The organism is Leclercia sp. CFBP8987, from assembly GCF_034044995.2.
Lineage (GTDB): Bacteria > Pseudomonadota > Gammaproteobacteria > Enterobacterales > Enterobacteriaceae > Enterobacter > Enterobacter tamurae.
The window spans coordinates 98,273-114,057 of sequence record NZ_CM188255.1 but is presented as its reverse complement, the minus strand read 5'-3'; the positions used below and the strand labels follow the sequence as shown (position 1 = coordinate 114,057).

Annotated in this window: 16 protein-coding genes; 11 read left to right on the top strand and 5 right to left on the bottom strand. The window is 57.2% G+C overall.

Going from position 1 to position 15,785, the window contains the following annotated elements; translation table 11 throughout:
• Window positions 1-65 precede the first annotated feature (65 nt).
• The 4 genes from rfaF to SOM40_RS00555 are packed head-to-tail and all read left to right on the top strand — an operon-like array spanning window position 66 to window position 4,304.
• On the top strand, window positions 66-1,112 hold the full coding sequence (rfaF, locus tag SOM40_RS00570; RefSeq protein ID WP_320530847.1) for an ADP-heptose--LPS heptosyltransferase RfaF: 1,047 nt from the start codon (window positions 66-68) through the stop codon (window positions 1,110-1,112).
• A gap of 3 nt (window positions 1,113-1,115) precedes the next feature.
• A complete protein-coding gene (rfaC, locus tag SOM40_RS00565; protein WP_320530846.1) occupies window positions 1,116-2,102 on the top strand; it encodes a lipopolysaccharide heptosyltransferase RfaC in 987 nt (328 codons plus the stop codon).
• On the top strand, window positions 2,095-3,198 hold the full coding sequence (rfaQ, locus tag SOM40_RS00560; RefSeq protein ID WP_106995449.1) for a putative lipopolysaccharide heptosyltransferase III: 1,104 nt from the start codon (window positions 2,095-2,097) through the stop codon (window positions 3,196-3,198). Before rfaC ends, rfaQ begins: the two co-directional genes overlap by 8 nt.
• Window positions 3,195-4,304, top strand: a complete 1,110-nt coding sequence (locus SOM40_RS00555) for a glycosyltransferase family 4 protein (RefSeq protein ID WP_320530845.1) — start codon at window positions 3,195-3,197, stop codon at window positions 4,302-4,304. Before rfaQ ends, SOM40_RS00555 begins: the two co-directional genes overlap by 4 nt.
• Here the strand turns inward: SOM40_RS00555 and SOM40_RS00550 are convergent.
• The gene (locus tag SOM40_RS00550; RefSeq protein WP_320530844.1) at window positions 4,283-5,386 is read right to left on the bottom strand and encodes a glycosyltransferase family 4 protein; all 1,104 of its coding nucleotides are present in this window, start codon (window positions 5,384-5,386) and stop codon (window positions 4,283-4,285) included. The two genes, SOM40_RS00555 and SOM40_RS00550, sit on opposite strands and share 22 nt — an antisense overlap.
• A gap of 257 nt (window positions 5,387-5,643) precedes the next feature.
• On the opposite strand from SOM40_RS00550, the gene SOM40_RS00545 reads away from it, so the two are divergent.
• From SOM40_RS00545 to coaD, 7 genes are all read left to right on the top strand, one after another.
• Window positions 5,644-7,014: an O-antigen ligase family protein gene (locus SOM40_RS00545; RefSeq protein WP_320530843.1), complete on the top strand. Its 1,371-nt coding sequence runs from the start codon at window positions 5,644-5,646 to the stop codon at window positions 7,012-7,014.
• A 124-nt stretch (window positions 7,015-7,138) separates the two neighbouring features.
• On the top strand, window positions 7,139-8,122 hold the full coding sequence (locus SOM40_RS00540) for a glycosyltransferase (protein WP_106995445.1): 984 nt from the start codon (window positions 7,139-7,141) through the stop codon (window positions 8,120-8,122).
• An 8-nt stretch (window positions 8,123-8,130) separates the two neighbouring features.
• Window positions 8,131-9,102, top strand: coding sequence for a glycosyltransferase (locus SOM40_RS00535; protein WP_166181135.1), 972 nt, complete (start codon window positions 8,131-8,133; stop codon window positions 9,100-9,102).
• An 18-nt stretch (window positions 9,103-9,120) separates the two neighbouring features.
• Window positions 9,121-10,755: a sulfatase-like hydrolase/transferase gene (locus SOM40_RS00530; RefSeq protein WP_166181133.1), complete on the top strand. Its 1,635-nt coding sequence runs from the start codon at window positions 9,121-9,123 to the stop codon at window positions 10,753-10,755.
• Between the two features lie 153 nt (window positions 10,756-10,908).
• The gene (gene waaA, locus SOM40_RS00525) at window positions 10,909-12,183 is read left to right on the top strand and encodes a lipid IV(A) 3-deoxy-D-manno-octulosonic acid transferase (RefSeq protein ID WP_106995442.1); all 1,275 of its coding nucleotides are present in this window, start codon (window positions 10,909-10,911) and stop codon (window positions 12,181-12,183) included.
• A complete protein-coding gene (locus tag SOM40_RS00520) occupies window positions 12,183-12,953 on the top strand; it encodes a glycosyltransferase family 2 protein (RefSeq protein WP_320530842.1) in 771 nt (256 codons plus the stop codon). The genes waaA and SOM40_RS00520 overlap by 1 nt, the downstream gene beginning before the upstream one ends.
• Before the next feature lie 3 nt (window positions 12,954-12,956).
• On the top strand, window positions 12,957-13,436 hold the full coding sequence (coaD, locus tag SOM40_RS00515) for a pantetheine-phosphate adenylyltransferase (protein WP_106995440.1): 480 nt from the start codon (window positions 12,957-12,959) through the stop codon (window positions 13,434-13,436).
• Window positions 13,437-13,482: 46 nt separating this feature from the next.
• Here the strand turns inward: coaD and mutM are convergent, their stop codons facing one another.
• From mutM to radC, 4 genes are all read right to left on the bottom strand, one after another.
• A complete protein-coding gene (gene mutM / locus SOM40_RS00510; RefSeq protein WP_106995439.1) occupies window positions 13,483-14,292 on the bottom strand; it encodes a bifunctional DNA-formamidopyrimidine glycosylase/DNA-(apurinic or apyrimidinic site) lyase in 810 nt (269 codons plus the stop codon).
• Between the two features lie 72 nt (window positions 14,293-14,364).
• Entirely contained in the window at window positions 14,365-14,532 is a 168-nt protein-coding gene (gene rpmG / locus SOM40_RS00505) for a 50S ribosomal protein L33 (protein WP_003024094.1), read from the bottom strand.
• Window positions 14,533-14,554: 22 nt separating this feature from the next.
• The gene (rpmB, locus tag SOM40_RS00500; RefSeq protein WP_002436699.1) at window positions 14,555-14,791 is read right to left on the bottom strand and encodes a 50S ribosomal protein L28; all 237 of its coding nucleotides are present in this window, start codon (window positions 14,789-14,791) and stop codon (window positions 14,555-14,557) included.
• Between the two features lie 216 nt (window positions 14,792-15,007).
• Window positions 15,008-15,673 carry a RadC family protein gene (radC, locus tag SOM40_RS00495; protein ID WP_166181125.1) on the bottom strand — a complete coding sequence of 222 codons (666 nt, stop codon included), beginning with the start codon at window positions 15,671-15,673 and terminating at the stop codon, window positions 15,008-15,010.
• Between the last annotated feature and the right edge of the window lie 112 nt (window positions 15,674-15,785).

Sequence of the window (15,785 nt, the reverse complement as noted above, 5' to 3'; positions counted from 1 at the left end):
ACACAAGTAAGTGACTGGAGTGAACGCAGGCAGCCAACGCAGAGACAGCTTGAAGGATGAAGTGAATGAAAATACTGGTGATTGGCCCGTCCTGGGTGGGCGACATGATGATGTCGCAAAGTCTCTATCGCACGCTCAAGGCGCGCTATCCCCAGGCGATAATTGACGTGATGGCACCCGCGTGGTGCCGTCCGCTGTTATCGCGGATGCCGGAAGTTAACGAGGCGATCCCGATGCCGCTTGGTCACGGGGCGCTGGAACTCGCAGAGCGCCGCAAGCTCGGCCATAACCTGCGCGACAAGCGCTACGACCGCGCCTACGTCCTGCCGAACTCCTTTAAATCGGCATTAGTGCCCTTCTTTGCCAGCGTGCCGCTCCGCACCGGCTGGCGGGGCGAGATGCGCTACGGCCTGCTGAATGACGCCCGGATCCTGGATAAAGAGGCCTGGCCCCTGATGGTGGAGCGCTACGTAGCGCTGGCCTACGACAAAGGCGTAATGCGCAGCGCGAAAGATCTGCCCCAGCCGCTGCTGTGGCCGCAGCTCCAGGTCCACGAGGGTGAAAAATCCCAGACCTGTAACGCTTTTGGCCTGTTACCCGATCGGCCGCTGATTGGCTTCTGTCCTGGCGCGGAATTTGGCCCGGCAAAACGCTGGCCGCACTATCACTATGCTGAGCTGGCGAAGCAGCTGATCGACGAAGGCTATCAGATTGTGCTGTTCGGCTCGGCGAAAGATCATGAGGCGGGGAATGAAATCCTCGCCGCGCTGAGCATTGAGCAGCAGGCCTGGTGCCGCAACCTGGCCGGAGAAACCCAGCTGGAGCAGGCCGTTATTCTGCTCGCCGCCTGTAAGGCCGTGGTCACTAACGACTCCGGCCTGATGCACGTTGCCGCGGCGCTGAACCGCCCGCTGGTGGCGCTGTACGGCCCGAGCAGCCCGGACTTTACCCCGCCGCTGTCGCATAAGGCGCGGGTGATCCGTCTGATCACTGGCTACCACAAAGTACGTAAGGGTGACGCCGCCGAAGGCTATCACCAGAGCCTGATCGACATTACTCCGCAGCGTGTCCTCGACGAGCTTAACGAGCTGCTGTTGAGCGAAGAAGGGTAACGGATGCGGGTACTGATCGTTAAAACCTCCTCGATGGGCGACGTGCTCCATACGTTGCCCGCACTCACCGATGCCATGCAGGCGATTCCGGGTATCCGTTTTGACTGGGTGGTGGAAGAAGGCTTCGCGCAGATCCCGGGCTGGCATCAAGCCGTAGACCGGGTGATCCCGGTGGCGATCCGTCGCTGGCGCAAAGCCTGGTTCTCCGCACCGATTAAAGCCGAACGTCAGGCCTTTCGCGAGGCGGTTCAGGCGCAGCATTATGATGCCATCATTGACGCCCAGGGGCTGGTCAAAAGCGCGGCGCTGGTCACCCGACTGGCGCACGGCGTGAAGCACGGTATGGACTGGCACAGCGCCCGCGAACCGCTGGCGAGCCTGTTCTATACCCGCCGCCATGCAATCGCGAAGCAGCAGCACGCGGTGGAACGCACCCGGGAGCTGTTCGCCAAAAGCCTGGGCTATGCGAAACCCGACATGCAGGGTGATTACGCGATTTCCCGGCACTTCCTGCATGATTCAGAACCCAAAAGCGCGCCTTATCTGGTTTTCCTGCACGCCACCACCCGGGATGATAAACACTGGCCGGAAGCCCACTGGCGCGATCTTATCGGCCTGCTGAGTCATGCGGGCCTGCGCATTAAGCTCCCGTGGGGTGCCCCGCACGAAGAGGCGCGGGCGAAGCGTCTGGCAGAAGACTTTGATTATGTGGACGTGCTGCCCCGGATGAAGCTGGACGGCGTGGCGCAACAGCTGGCTGGCGCCACGGCGGTGGTGTCGGTGGATACCGGCCTCAGCCACCTGACGGCGGCGCTGGATCGTCCTAATATTACGCTTTACGGCCCGACGGATCCGGGTCTGATTGGCGGCTATGGCAAAAATCAATATATCTGCCGCCCGGAACATTCATCGCAGCTGAGCGACCTGTCCACCGCTGCGGTATTTGCGCAATTAGAGCCGTTGCTGGCAGCAGAGAGAGCCTATGTCTGATTTTTTCTCAGCGGAGCGCCCACCGAAGCGCGTGCTGATCGTTAAGCTGCGTCACCACGGTGACGTCCTGCTGACCTCGCCGGTCTTTACGGTGTTGAAAAAGAACTACCCCGATGTCGAAGTGGATGCCCTGGTGTATGACGACACCCAGGCGATGCTCACCAGCCATCCTTATATCGACCAGGTGCATACCATTGGCCGCAACTGGCGTAAAAAAGGCTGGTTCGCGCAGTTCCGCCTGTACCGCGCCCTGCTGAATACCCTGAAGGCGCGGCAGTATGACGTGCTGATCAACCTGACCGAACACTGGCACGGCGCGCGGCTGGCGCGTCGTCTGAAACCGCGCGTGTCCGTCGGCTTTAAGCCCGATAAACGCGGCGGGCTGGCACGTCGCCGCTGGGTCAAATCCTTTACCACCCTCTATCCCGCGATTCAGGATAACAGCCGCCATATGGTGGAGGTGAATCTGGATGCGCTGCGGCGGATCGGTATTCATCCGCGGACCGATGCCGACAAACATACCCTGTTTGTGCCGGGCGATGCGGCGGAAGCGTCGATTGCGGAGAAACTGGCCGGTTTCGGGCTGACGAGCCAGTCCTACATTCTGGTGCACCCGACGTCGCGCTGGATGTTCAAGGCCTGGGATATCAACAAGCTGGCTGCGACCATCGATAACCTGGCGGCCCGCGGCCTGCCGATTATCCTCTCTGCAGCACCATCAAAAGAAGAGACCGCCTACATGGATGCGCTGCGTGCCGCGCTCACCCAGCCGGTGTTTGATTTAAGCGGCCAGTTAAACCTGAAAGAGCTGGGCGCGCTGATGAAGCACGCGCGGGTCTACTTTGGCGTCGATTCGATGCCGATGCACCTCGCCAGCGCGGTAGGAACCCCGACCGTCGCCATCTTCGGCCCGACCGGGGCGATCAAGTGGGCGCCGTGGGGGGTGAACTACAGGGTGATCGTGGCTGGCTTTACCTGTCAGCCCTGCGGTAAAGCGGGCTGCGGCGACAGCGGCGTCTCCGACTGTATTACGGCGATCACCCCGCAGATGGTGCTGAGCGCCATCGATACCCTGCTGCTGGAAAATCCGGCATGAAGCTGGCTATCGTCCGACAGACCTATAACCCCAACGGCGGCGCGGAGCGTTTTGTCTCCCGCGCGCTGAACGTGCTGGCGCAGGATACGGCCCTGGACGTGACGCTGATCGCCCGTCAGTGGGAAGATGCCGCAGGCTGGAAAACCCTGACGGTTAACCCGGCCTTCCGCAACCGACTCGATCGCGAGTCGGGTTTTGCCAACGCTGCGGCGGCGCAGTTTGCCCAGTTCGATATCGTGCAGAGCCACGAACGCATTCCAGGGGCGACCATCTTCCGCGCCGGGGATGGCGTACATGCCACCTGGCTTGCACAGTACAATCGCATCCAGTCGCCGCTGGCGCGCTGGGCGCAGTCCCTGAGCCGCTACCATCGCTATATTTTACAGGCGGAAGCGCAGATGTTTACCCATCCTGCGCTGCGCAACGTGATCTGCAATTCGAAAATGGTGCGGGATGATATCGCCCGCCGTTTTGGCCTGCCGGACCACAAGCTGACGGTGATCTACAACGGTGTGGATACTGCCCACTTCACTCCTGAGGTGCGCTCGCTCTCCCAGCGTGATGCGCTGGGGATCCCCCAGGCAGCACCGGTGCTGGCCTATGTCGGCTCCGGGTTCAGCCGTAAAGGGGTGGCGACGGCGCTGCGCGCTATTGTTCCTCACCCTGATGTCTGGCTGCTGATCGCCGGACGCGACAAGCATGCGCGCAAATTCGAAAAGCTGGCCCAGACCCTCGGCGTGGCGTCCCGGGTGCGTTTTCTGGGGCCGGTTGCCGATGTCCGACAGGTGTACGGCACCGCCGACGCGCTGATCCTGCCGACACTTTACGATCCCTTCCCGAACGTCTGCGTCGAAGCGCTGGCCTGTGGCCTGCCGTTATTCACCAGCCATGGCTGCGGCGCGGCGGAGTGGATTGAAGAGGGCGTTAACGGCTGGGTGCGCGATGCGCTCGACAGCGACGGGTATCAGCAGGTGATAAGCCTCTGGCTTCAGGGCCGTGAACAGGGTGTTGATTATTCAGCAGCGGCACGCGCCACTGCTGAGCCTTATACCCTGGAGCGGATGGCGAAAGAGCTGCAGGCGCTTTACCGTGACCTGCTGCGCTGAGCCGCGGTGGAAAAGACCTTTTCCATCGCCTCCAGCATGCACTCGCGGGTGAAATGGCTGCACAGGTAATCGTATCCCTGCTGCGCCAGCGTTTCGCGCAGCGCGCCGTCGTCGTATAACTGCACAATCGCCTCGCGTAGCGCCGTTTCGTCGCGCTGCGCAATCAAAATCCCGGTCTGGCCGTTAATCACCGCATCAGCCGTGCCGCCCGCGTCGGTGGCAATGGTCGCAATACGCGAGGCCAGCGACTGCAGTACCCCCTGCGGGACGCCTTCCATATCGTGCGAAGGGCTGAGCGCGACATCAAAGGCCGGGAACCAGCGCTCTGGATCGCTGCGATGCCCCGCCATCACTACCCGCTCCTGCAATCCCAGGTCGATAATCTCCTGCTCCAGCGTCGCTTTATGCGGCCCTTCGCCGACGATCGCCAGTCTGATGTGCGGATTATCAATGCTGGCCAGAGCACGCAGCAGTACGCTATGGCCCTTGTTAGGCCGCAGGTGCGACACCACGCCCAGCCAGAAATCGGCCTGCGACAGGCCACAGTGCTCTCGGGCCTGCTGTTTATCCGCCGGGTGAAAACGTTGGGTATCCACGCCGCTCGGTACGGACGTGCTCTGGGCCATCGGCACGCCGATATCTGCCATCTGCTGGCGCAGCGCTTCCCCGGTGGTCACGATATGGGCGCAGGCTTTGCGAAACAGCCAGCGGGTGGTCCAGTTATTGCGCGGCACGCCTGAGGCATGACGGGTACGCACCAGCGGAACCGGGTCCGACAGGGTGAGATTGGCCAGCGCCACCAGCCAGGTATCGGCAGAATTGTGACTGTTGATGACATCAACGGACTGGCGGTTCTCTTTCAGCCAGCGGCGCAGCTGCTGCAGGTTTTGCAGGTTCTTACGTCGTAGCGGCATAGTTACGACCGTTAACCCGGCATCGCGTGCCAGACCGTGTAGCGGTGCACTCTCCGGACAAAGTATGGTCACCTGATGGCCGCGCTGAATCATCCCTAAGGACTCATTAATGATGCGTAATGGCTGACCGCCCTTACCACCGTCTGCTTCAGTGTGAACGATATGCATACTTATCCTGTTTATTGTGCAAGAACTTGCCGTAGCAGCAAATTATAACCGTTACGGCCTGGGTAATACATAAAGCCTGGTGCCGGAAAGCGCGTAACGGATTATTCTTGCTTACAAACATTGTCCTTCTGTAGGTCAGGCATTTGTGATAGTTTTCTCTGGCTTTTTATTTCCCACGGAAAAACCGTGGAGATGGCTCACAGCGTTGTTAACCAGCCGGTCAAGAACCGAAAAAATCCTTAACCAGCCCAAAATATATGACAAATACTCGTAACATTCTGACAGGCCTGTTAGTCCTTGCTGTACTGGCTTTATGTTTTGTCTGGCCTATTCCCAACGATCAGCTGCCGTTTCACCGCAATGGATTGATTTATCCCATTGTCGCCGTGGCACTTGGCCTGTTTTTTAGTGGGATAACAACCAGACAGCGGCTGGATTTAAGCAAAATTAAGTTCGTTCTTATTGTTATATGGGCGTTAACTTTCTTTATTCTGATTAATGGCTTTTTTGTCGCTCCGGACATAAAAGAAATGGTTTCTGCCTGGAGTGGCCAGTGGTTACGCCCGGTATTACTGTTCTGCGCTGGCCTGGTATTATTGCCGGCGATCCAGAGAACATTCCCCTCCATGTCCGCCGCCCGCTTCTTTACGCTGGTGATCCTTTTCTTTTGGGGCGTGGTCTGCGTACATTTGCTTGATACTGTCTGGCTCTACTGGCGCGATGGGGTTATCCACTGGGGCGAAACGCGGATCGTTTATAACCGCACCCGCATGAGCTTCCAGGTCAATATGATTACCGGCTTTATCATGGCCGAGCTGCTGGCGCGCGGTCTGTTACATCAACGCTTCCTGCGCCTGAATACACCGATGCTGGCGTTGATACTGTTAAGTAACCTGGTATGTACCGCGCTGGTGGATACCCGCTGGGGCACTATCGGTCTGGTCGGTAGCCTGTTCTCAACCTTTATCCTGTTAAGCCTTCATAGCATGCGCCGCAGTCGGGTCGTCGTCACTGGCGGCATTCTGGTTGGTCTTATTATTGCCTCTGCGCTGCTCGGTTACGCCTCATGGAAAACCGATCCGCGCTGGCAAACCCTTGAAAGTGATGCCATTGCTGGATGGAATGCCCCCTTCACCAGCTTTTGTTACAATAAAACAGACGGAGCGGTACCGGTTAATAGCCTGGGTGTACCTATGAACCACTCCAACGGCTGCCGGGCAAGCTTCTTCCATCAGGGCTGGAACCTAATTGCCGAACATCCAGCAGGTGTAGGGGCCAAAAAAGAGGCCTTCCGCTACGTATTGCGTCGGGATACCCAGGATAACCGGATTAACATTCCCCACAGCCACTACGGCCTGATTGAATTTGGTATTCAGAACGGTGTCATTGGCATCGCAGGCTGGCTGATCCTGCTAGTGGGCTGCTGGTATATCGGCTGGCGGGAGTTCCGGCGTGGCAAAATGATGGTGGGAATGTTCCTGCTGCTCTTTACCGTCGGCTTCTTCTGCCGAACCATGGTCGATCATAACCTCAAGGATCACTATCTGGAGCAGTATATGTTACTGACCGGCTTACTGGTTGGCATGTGCGCCCTACGACCTGCAAACACCGAAAAGCAAATGTCCTGACCAATCTGACGCGCCAGGGGAATAATCACCATGGCGCGGAACGCTTTAGCCTGTCGGCTGTCGAATTGCCAGCAAATGGCCTCGTTATACCCTTTTTATTGCTGCGTATTTTTACGGAGAAAGCATGTCTGAAACGCCTCAATTAAGCCTCATCGTTGCCGTTTTTAATGGCGAAAAATTCCTGAGCGCTTTTTTTGACAGCATTAAACAGCAGAATTTATCGAGCCTGGAACTCATCATTGTTAATGACGGCTCAACGGATCGCTCAGCGGAAATCATTGCCGGCTATGCCGACAAATTTAGCCATTTCCGCATAATCGATCAGCCTAATGGTGGCGTATCGGCCGCACGCAATACCGGTCTTGCCCTGGCGACGGGTCAATACGTCGCGTTCCCCGATATTGATGACGTTATTTACCCCGGCATGTATCAGCGCCTGTTGGATATTGCTTTCGCAGGCCAGCTCGATGTGGCGACCTGCAACGGTAATTATATTTATGACGATGGACGCCCGTCGAAAAAGATTTTCCCTTCAGACAAACTGGCCTCGACCGGCGTGCTGGACGGCCCGGAGTGGCTGCAGAAGGCGCTGGCCTCGCGCAAATTCCTGCATGTCACCTGGCTGAATATCTATCGCCACGCCTTTATCAAAGCGCAGGGTTTTACCTTCGAACACGGCCTGCGTCATCAGGATATTCCCTGGACCACGGAAGTGCTGCTGACGGCCAAACGCGTACAATATGTGGATGAAGTCTATTACGACTATCTGATCCACTCTGCCTCGGTATCGCACACGCCAGGGACCGACGACACGCGAATGCGCTCGTCACGCCACTATATGAAAATCCTCGAAATGCTGGATGCCATCAATAAACGCTATCCGGACCAGGTGAAGCGTGTTCCGGCCTGCCGATGGCAGATTGCCAAAGAGGGGTTGGGTATTCTGCACAGCATTAACAATATCGAAGACAGCGCGAAAAAACGCGAAATCACCCAGGAACTGTTCGATCGCGGCATCTGGTCGATGATCTGGCAAAACGCGCGGGGTTTGCGTCAGCGCTGGCGTCTGGGACGTCGTTACTTCCGCCTTAAAAAAATCATCGGCTAACGAATATTATGAGCAAACTTAAATTACACGCGGTCTCCCGCGCTGATTTCATCGCCAAAAACTATGCAGACTTCCAGACGCTGCTGGATAACCGCGTCAATCCGGATACCATCCCGGAGCGTTTTTACTGCGGCGGTCGCGGCGGCTGGACGTTCCAGACCACCCTGGCGCTGAAACACTATTACGGAGATGACATCGAGTGTTCATTTGGATCGGAATGTCGCCCGGATGCCATCAACCTGATGCATAACGATGATTTTGGATCGCGCGTCAAACCCTGGCGTGGCGTGACTGTCGTTGCCCGTGCCGACCGCCCACCGGTGATTGGCGCGGACGTGGTGGTGGATCAGAACCCGGAAGCGGATAACCGTAGCAACGGCGTTTTTGTTCCCTACTGGCCGCAGCCGGGGGTGAAACCGCGTGAGCGTACCGATGAAACCGTCAAAACCGTGGCCTTTTTTGGCCGTGTGGACAGCTTCCCGGAAGCGTTTCGCAGCGAGGCCTTTAAGCAGCGCCTTGCTGAGCAGGGCATCGATCTGCGTATCTCTTTCGATAACTGGACTAACTACCAGGACGTGGACGTCTGTATCAGTTTCCGCAAATCACACGACCACAAACTGGCGCGCAAACCTGCCAGTAAGCTGATTAACAACTGGCTGGGTAAAACGGTGATGATCTGCGACGACGAGCCTTCTTACCGCGCGATCCGCGAAAGCGAGTTCGACTACCTGATCGCCAAAACACCGGATGAAGCTTTCGACGCCATCATGCGGCTGAAAAACTCCCCTGAACTCTATCGTCAGATGCGCGAGCAGGGCGACAAACGTCTGCAGGTTTATTCCCGCGAAGCGGTTGCCGCGCGCTGGTTGAGCCTGTTTGAGGATATCTGGCGTAAAGGACTGCATAAACGCCCAACCCTGGTTCGTGCATTGCGCTTTGGTTTCGGTAAAGCCATTCGCCCGCTGACTAAAAAGTTTTAAGTAACCTTGAGTCCGTTCATGTTTAAAACATCCTCACAATCGTCACTCACGCCGCGTCGCAATATTCTGCGCACCGTGATACTCACGCTGGCTTTCCTGGTGCTGTTTTCACTGTGTGAAATCATCATCCTGCTGAAAGACCATGTATATCAGCCGAAATCCAGCGACATGTCGCTGTATCTGATTATTTCCCTGCTGGCGGCCGTCAGCGCCCGCTATTTCCTGACCCGTCTGCTGCTGGCAGTGACCTTTATCGTGCAGATATCGGAAGCGGTGTATTACCAGTTCTACGGCCAGTTTTATGGCCCGAGTGAAGTGTGGCTGGCCTTCGTCGAAACCAAAGATATCGCCAGCGGCATCACGGACAGCCTGGGATCGCTTGGGATCTACTTTGCCATCATGGCCGTCGCGGTGATCTTTGCGCTGGTCTTTACCCGACGTCTGGCGCCGCAGTGGCATAAGTGGGTGGCGATGCCGTGCCTGCTGGCTATCGTGGTGATGTTTGCGGGTCAGTTCTATAAAGCCATCGACGGGCAGATGTATAAATTCAACCCGGATCTGCGCCACTCTTTGCTGCGCAATGGTCTGTCAGCCATGAGTTACAGCGCCATTCGCCTGATCCCGGAAGCCCTTTCGGGTGAAAACCAGAGCGTCACGCACTATGAGCCGTATAAGGTCACGCCTGTAGAGGGCAGCCACGCCGGGAAATACTCTATCATCCTGGCGATTGGCGAAAGCCTCAACCCGCATCATGTCAGCGCCCTGGGGTACGAGCGCGACACCACGCCAGAACTGAAAGCCCTGATGGAACAGTATCAGGGTACAGGCCGACTGATCGTCTCGAACGCGGTTTCAACCCGCGTGGCGATCCCGATGCTGGTCAATAACCTGCGCGAGCCGGACAACTACGCCGCCTATAAGTCAAAATCGACCAACATCTTTACCAATGCCAAAAAGCAGGGCTACCAGACGGCGTTTATCTCTGCCCAGGGTCTGGAAGGGCTGAGCAACTGGATTGGTATCCACGATATCGACCTGTGGGAAGATACGCAGATCCGCCCGGCACCGGACGTGGGTGCCGATGTGGTGCTTACCCCTTCCGTTGAACAGGCGAAGCTGGACTGGAACAAACCTTTCCTGATGGTGCTGAACAGTCGCGCGCCGCATATTCCTTATGAGCGCAACATCCCGCAGGGCTTCGCGAAATTCTCTACCCCACGCCTGAGTGACGACGTGGCGCAGAAGAAGAATGAGTACGATGATGCCGTGCGCCTGTACGACAAAGAGCTGGCCTCGGCGATCCGTACCGCGATGGCGAAATCAAAACTGCCGGTGCTGGTGTTTGTTACCTCGGATCACGGCGAACGCGTCGGTGATGGCGGGCTGTTCGGCCACTCGATTGTTGAGATGCCGATTGCTCAGGTGCCGTTCCTCTACTTCAGTAATGATCCGGCTTATGCGATGAGCGCTATCAGCCAGCAGGTCCCGCTCAACCATTACCAGATGGCGACGCTGATCAACAAGATGCTGGGGTACGCGGTCAGTAATCCGAACCAGAAGGACGACAGCTACTACATCACCGGGGGTGATATTCGCGGCCTGTCGGAGCGCGTCACCTACCATCTGAACGAACTGCCGGAAGCGGAACGTTAAGCAGAAATCATTAAACGGGCATCTGATGCCCGTTTTTTTATCTGCGAACGCACGTAACGCAGGCAAATGGCTGAGCAAAAGCGCCAAAGGGATAGCTTTAAACGGCCTAAATGCTTAGAATTTGCCCGCCGAAACTGAAAAACGGATAATCGCTTGGAATTGTTGTATACCGCTCTGCTCTATATTATTCAGCCACTGGTGTGGCTACGACTGCTGCTACGTAGCCGTAAAGCGCCTGCCTACCGTAAACGCTGGGCTGAACGCTATGGTTTCTGCCGCAACAAAGTTGCGCCGGACGGTATCCTGCTCCACTCCGTGTCCGTGGGTGAAACGCTGGCGGCCATTCCGCTGGTCCGCGCCCTGCGCCACCGTTATCCGTCGTTGCCGATCACCGTCACCACCATGACGCCAACCGGATCCGAACGCGCCATGTCCGCCTTTGGCAAAGACGTTCATCACGTCTATCTGCCTTACGATTTACCCTGCGCCATGAACCGTTTCCTCAATACCGTGCGCCCTAAGCTGGTGATCGTGATGGAAACCGAACTGTGGCCGAACATGATTTCCGCCCTGCACAGCCGTAAAATTCCGCTGGTGGTGGCCAATGCCCGTCTGTCGGAACGTTCGGCGAAGGGATACGGCAAGCTGGGCAAATTTATGCGCCGCCTGCTGAGTAAAATCACCCTGATCGCGGCCCAGAATGAAGAGGACGGCGCGCGATTCCTGTCGCTGGGCCTGAAGCGTAATCAGCTGGCGGTCACCGGTAGCCTGAAATTTGATATCTCTGTCACCCCGGAGCTGGCTGCCCGGGCGATTACCCTGCGTCGCCAGTGGGCGCCGCGCCGTAAAGTGTGGATCGCCACCAGCACCCACGACGGCGAAGAACAGATTATCCTCCAGGCGCATCGCCAGCTTCTGGAAAGCTTCCCGGATCTGCTGTTAATTCTGGTGCCACGTCACCCTGAGCGTTTTAAAGATGCTCGCGACATGGTGCAGAAAGGCGGATTCAGCTTCATTATGCGCAGCAGCGGTGAAATCCCGTCGACCAGCACCCAGGTGGTGATTGGCGATACTATGGGCGAGCTGATGATGCTGTACGGCATTGCCGATCTGGCCTTTGTCGGTGGCAGCCTCGTAGAGCGCGGCGGGCATAATCCGCTGGAGCCGGCAGCGCACGCTATTCCTGTGCTGATGGGGCCGCACACCTTCAACTTCAAAGATATCTGCGCCAAGCTGCAGCAGGCCGACGGTCTGATTACGGTCACCGATGCCAACTCGATCGTGAAGGAAGTTTCCACCCTGCTGACTGATGAAGACTATCGTCTGTGGTATGGCCGTCACGCTGTCGAAGTGCTGCACCAGAACCAGGGGGCGTTGACCCGCCTGCTGCAACTTCTGCAACCTTACCTGCCCGTACGGAGCCATTAATGTCTGCGCGTCTGTCGGTCGTGATGATCGCCAAAAACGCCGCTGACCTGCTGCCGGATTGCCTCGCCTCTGTAGCCTGGGCCGATGAGATCGTCCTGCTCGATTCCGGCAGTACCGATGCCACGGTGGAGGTTGCCCGCGTGGCCGGTGTGCAGGTCTATAGCAATCCCGACTGGCAGGGTTATGGCATTCAGCGCCAGCGTGCACAGCAGTTCGCCACCGGCGATTATGTGTTGATGATCGACACCGACGAGCGCGTCACCCCGGAACTGCACCAGGCCATCCAGAACGTGCTGGCTGCACCTCAACCCGAGGCCGTCTACAGCATCGCCCGATGTAACTACTTCCTGGGTCGCTTTATGCGTCACAGCGGCTGGTATCCCGATCGGGTGATGCGTCTCTACCCGCGCACGCGCTATCAGTACAACGATAATCTGGTGCATGAGTCGCTGGACTGCGGCGGCGCGCATGTGGTTGCCCTCGATGGCGATCTGCTGCATCTCACCTGTCGTGATTTCGCCAGCTTCCAGCGCAAACAGCTTAATTACGCCACGGCCTGGGCTCAGGAGCGTCATCAGCGCGGTAAGACAACCTCGCTGGCGGGTATTTTCAGCCACACCGCAGGGGCGTTCCTGAAGACGCTGGTGCTGCGTGGTGGCGTGCTGGACGGTAAACAGGGCTGGTTACTGGCGGTGGTTAACGCCCAGTATACTTTTAATAAATACACCGAGCTGTGGGCGCTGAACCGCGGCTACTCAGAGAAAGCGTGAGCCATGAGCACAAAAGCGATCTATCCGGGTACCTTCGATCCCATCACCAACGGTCACATTGACATCGTCACCCGTGCCGCAAGCATGTTTGATACGGTGATTCTGGCGATTGCCGCCAGCCCCAGCAAAAAGCCGCTGTTTGACCTTGAGGAGCGGGTGGGCCTGGCAAAAGCCGCTACCGCGCACCTGCCTAATGTGGACGTGGTGGGCTTTAGCGACCTGATGGCGAATTTTGCCCGCGCTCAGCAGGCGAATATCCTGATCCGCGGCCTGCGTGCGGTGGCCGACTTTGAATATGAGATGCAGCTGGCGCACATGAATCGCCATCTGATGCCCGAGCTGGAGAGCGTCTTTCTGATGCCATCCAAAGAGTGGTCGTTTATCTCCTCTTCGCTGGTGAAAGAGGTGGCGCGCCACGCGGGGGATGTCACCCATTTCTTACCCGCGGTGGTTCATCAGGCGTTGATGGACAAGCTGAAGTAGTTCCTGCCTTCTTGCCGGGCGGCGCTGCGCTTGCCCGGCCTGCATATCACTTCTGGCACTGACGGCAGTAGAAGGTGGCGCGCTGAGCGTGCTTGGTCGCCACAATCGGCGCACCGCAGACCCGGCATGGCGCATCTTTACGGCCATAGACCTGCAGCTCCTGAGCAAAGTAGCCCGGCTTACCGTCGCTCTGCAGGAAGTCCTTCAGGGTGGTTCCGCCCTGCTCAATCGAACGCAGCAGCACCGCTTTAATCACCCTGACTAACAGCTCGCACTCTTGCGCAGAAAGCGAGGAAGCGAGGCGATCGGGATGGATCCCGGCGGCAAAGAGCGATTCACTGGCGTAAATGTTACCCACGCCAACCACCAGCTTGTTATCCATCAGCCAGGGTTTAATCGGGGTTTTCTTCTTCGCGCACTTCGCTTTCAGGTATTCCGCGTCAAACTCATCCGAGAGCGGCTCCGGCCCCAGATGCGCCAGCACGTTGTGCCCTTCCAGCTCTTTGGTCCACAGCCAGGCGCCAAAGCGGCGGGGATCGGTATAGCGCAGCACTTTGCCGTTGCTCATCACCAGGTCAACATGATCGTGCTTTTCCGCGGGCAGCTCTTCAGTGAGGATACGCAGGCTCCCGGACATCCCCAGATGGATAATGATCCAGCCATCCGGCAGCTCCAGCAGCAGGTACTTCGCGCGGCGCTGGACGCTGAGAACGGGTTTGTCGCTCAGGGCGTGGATCTCATCAGAAACTGGCCAGCGGAGACGACCGTTGCGGACAACAGCGTGAAGAATGGTCGCACCGACCAGGTGAGGCTCAATGCCACGGCGGCTGGTCTCTACCTCAGGTAATTCAGGCATGGTTCCTCCGTTGAGATTCAGAATGCAAAAAACCCCGCAGTTGCGGGGTTTTTCAGTACAAGGATTCTAAAATTATTTAATTTTAGCTTCTTTGTACAGTACGTGCTGGCGTACAACTGGATCGAACTTTTTCAGTTCCAGTTTTTCCGGCTTAGTACGTTTGTTCTTCGTGGTGGTGTAGAAGTGACCTGTACCAGCAGAAGAAACCAGCTTGATTTTCTCACGAATACCTTTAGCCATGATTTATTTCCTCGTTAAGTACTTAGTACTTTTCGCCACGGGCACGCAGTTCGGACAGAACTGTATCGATGCCTTTCTTATCAATAACACGCATACCTTTAGCAGATACACGCAGGGTGACAAAACGCTTCTCGCTCTCAACCCAGAAACGGTGAGAGTGCAGGTTCGGCAGGAAACGGCGTTTAGTCGCGTTCAGTGCGTGGGAACGGTTGTTACCGGTCACCGGACGCTTGCCAGTAACTTGGCAGACTCGGGACATGTCTATTCTCCAAAAATCAAATTAGCTCGAGCTTCGTATGGGGTATCGGCGCCTCGTCAGGCTTTACAGCCCAGTCATCGCGATTCTAAGTGAACCATCGATTGCCAGGCCCAATTGCCAAACCCGAGATTCTCAAAGGTGGCGTAGTATACGCTGACTCGCGGATGTGCTCAAGTCCCGAACAGACAAAGATCCCGATGGATCGCGAGAAATGGCTTAAATCCACCCACGTTCGGCAAACGAAACGTACTCTCCGCGACCTATCACCAGATGGTCAAGAACACGAATATCCATGAATTGACAGCATTTCATGATGCGTGCGGTCACGTCTCTGTCGGCTTTGCTCGGTTCGGCGCGCCCTGAGGGGTGATTATGCGCGAGGATCACGCCAGCGGCATTCACTTTTATCGCTTCACGCACAATTTCTCGTGGATGCACCTCCACATGGCTCAGGGTCCCCGAAAATAACCGGGAATGTTGCAGTACCCGGTTTTGATTATCGAGGAAAATCACCATAAAAATCTCTCGCTCCTCTTCCGCCAGCTGGCTGCGCACAAATTCCCGGGTCATCTCCGGGTTCTCCAGCGGGGTTTCCCGCCTGATCCCCGAGCAGTAGTAACGACGGGCAAGCTCCGCAATGCCTCTGAGCTGGGCGAAGGTCGCAATACCGATCCCGTCGACCCGCCTGAACGCGGCCAGCTCGGCAGTCAGCAAGCCGTGCAACGAGCCGAAATGCTGCAACAGGTCTTTAGAAAGCGTGAACACACTTTTACTTCGCGTTCCGGTTCGCAGAAACAGCGCCAGCAGCTCATCGTCCGTCAGCGTCGTGGCGCCATCAGCGAGCATTTTTTCCCGCGGTAACTGCGGGGATGATGTCTCCATACACTCACCTCCTCCATAGTCAGGCTATGCTGCCACAGACAGTGGCCCCTCACGATGGCGGATTTCTCGTCTTGCGTAACGCCTCGCAAAGTGGCCGGTGGACAACATCCCG

Excerpts from the sequence above, each read along its gene's own strand:
- SOM40_RS00530 (WP_166181133.1), top strand. The coding sequence starts at position 9,121 with ATGTTTAAAACATCCTCACAATCGTCACTCACGCCGCGTCGCAATATT.
- SOM40_RS00535 (WP_166181135.1), top strand. The coding sequence starts at position 8,131 with ATGAGCAAACTTAAATTACACGCGGTCTCCCGCGCTGATTTCATCGCC.
- rfaF (WP_320530847.1), top strand. The coding sequence starts at position 66 with ATGAAAATACTGGTGATTGGCCCGTCCTGGGTGGGCGACATGATGATG.
- SOM40_RS00540 (WP_106995445.1), top strand. The coding sequence starts at position 7,139 with ATGTCTGAAACGCCTCAATTAAGCCTCATCGTTGCCGTTTTTAATGGC.
- SOM40_RS00555 (WP_320530845.1), top strand. The coding sequence starts at position 3,195 with ATGAAGCTGGCTATCGTCCGACAGACCTATAACCCCAACGGCGGCGCG.
- SOM40_RS00545 (WP_320530843.1), top strand. The coding sequence starts at position 5,644 with ATGACAAATACTCGTAACATTCTGACAGGCCTGTTAGTCCTTGCTGTA.
- SOM40_RS00550 (WP_320530844.1), bottom strand. The coding sequence starts at position 5,386 with ATGCATATCGTTCACACTGAAGCAGACGGTGGTAAGGGCGGTCAGCCA.
- rfaC (WP_320530846.1), top strand. The coding sequence starts at position 1,116 with ATGCGGGTACTGATCGTTAAAACCTCCTCGATGGGCGACGTGCTCCAT.
- coaD (WP_106995440.1), top strand. The coding sequence starts at position 12,957 with ATGAGCACAAAAGCGATCTATCCGGGTACCTTCGATCCCATCACCAAC.
- rpmB (WP_002436699.1), bottom strand. The coding sequence starts at position 14,791 with ATGTCCCGAGTCTGCCAAGTTACTGGCAAGCGTCCGGTGACCGGTAAC.
- SOM40_RS00520 (WP_320530842.1), top strand. The coding sequence starts at position 12,183 with ATGTCTGCGCGTCTGTCGGTCGTGATGATCGCCAAAAACGCCGCTGAC.
- radC (WP_166181125.1), bottom strand. The coding sequence starts at position 15,673 with ATGGAGACATCATCCCCGCAGTTACCGCGGGAAAAAATGCTCGCTGAT.
- rpmG (WP_003024094.1), bottom strand. The coding sequence starts at position 14,532 with ATGGCTAAAGGTATTCGTGAGAAAATCAAGCTGGTTTCTTCTGCTGGT.
- mutM (WP_106995439.1), bottom strand. The coding sequence starts at position 14,292 with ATGCCTGAATTACCTGAGGTAGAGACCAGCCGCCGTGGCATTGAGCCT.
- rfaQ (WP_106995449.1), top strand. The coding sequence starts at position 2,095 with ATGTCTGATTTTTTCTCAGCGGAGCGCCCACCGAAGCGCGTGCTGATC.